The organism is Ruegeria sp. BHSB064, assembly GCF_059613205.1.
The window spans coordinates 1-1,015 of record NZ_JBXWSB010000254.1; the positions used below are offsets into that span (position 1 = coordinate 1).

1 rRNA gene is annotated in these 1,015 nt (G+C 50.0%); it reads right to left on the minus strand.

From position 1 onward, the window contains the following. Positions 1-832 (minus strand): 23S ribosomal RNA (locus AC2FNU_RS24765); the annotation flags it as partial. Positions 833-1,015: the final 183 nt, after the last annotated feature.

Here is a 1,015-nt window from a genome sequence, read left to right on the forward strand (position 1 = left end):
ACCAGCTATCTCCGAGTTTGATTGGCCTTTCACCCCTAGGCACAGCTCATCCCGATCCTTTTCAACGGATGTGGGTTCGGTCCTCCAGTAAGTGTTACCTTACCTTCAACCTGGCCATGCCTAGATCACTCGGTTTCGGGTCTGATCCCACGAACTCATACGCCCTATTAAGACTCGCTTTCGCTACGCCTACACCTAACGGCTTAAGCTTGCTCGTGAGACCAAGTCGATGACCCATTATACAAAAGGTACGCCGTCAGATCTCGAGGATCCTCCGACTGATTGTAGGCGTTCGGTTTCAGGTACTGTTTCACTCCCCTCGTCGGGGTGCTTTTCACCTTTCCCTCACGGTACTGGTTCGCTATCGGTCAGCAAGGAGTACTTAGCCTTCGAAGGTGGTCCTCCGATCTTCAGACAGAATTTCACGTGTTCCGCCCTACTTAATACGTCCGTCAAAGCTTCCTATACGGGGCTGTCACCCGCTATGGCCATGCTTCCCAACATGTTCTAGTCACTTTTCCGGCTCGGCTGGTCCCCGTTCGCTCGCCGCTACTAGGGGAGTATCAATTGATTTCCTTTCCTCCGGGTACTTAGATGTTTCAGTTCCCCGGGTTTGCTCTTAAAACCCTATGTATTCAGGCCTTAAGTACTTGGTTAAACAACATATTGATTATCAGAGATAACAATATGAAGCTTTCAAGTGGGTTGCCCCATTCAGAAATCCATGGATCAAAGCTTATTCTCAGCTCCCCATGGCTTATCGCAGAGTATCACGTCTTTCATCGCCTCTTGCTGCCAAGGCATTCACCAAACGCCCTTCTCGCGCTTGATTTGATCCAGAAAAAGAAAGACTGGATTTGCAAAGCAAATCCATGGGTCGGAAGCTGGAACAACCAACCCCTTTTCCTGAACCAAAAGCATACTTTCCCGCCTTCCATCCTGGAACCCATGCTGCCGATGTCGGTCGGCCCCACATGGAGAATGGAAGACATTTAGGTTTCAGCAGCCCATCGAG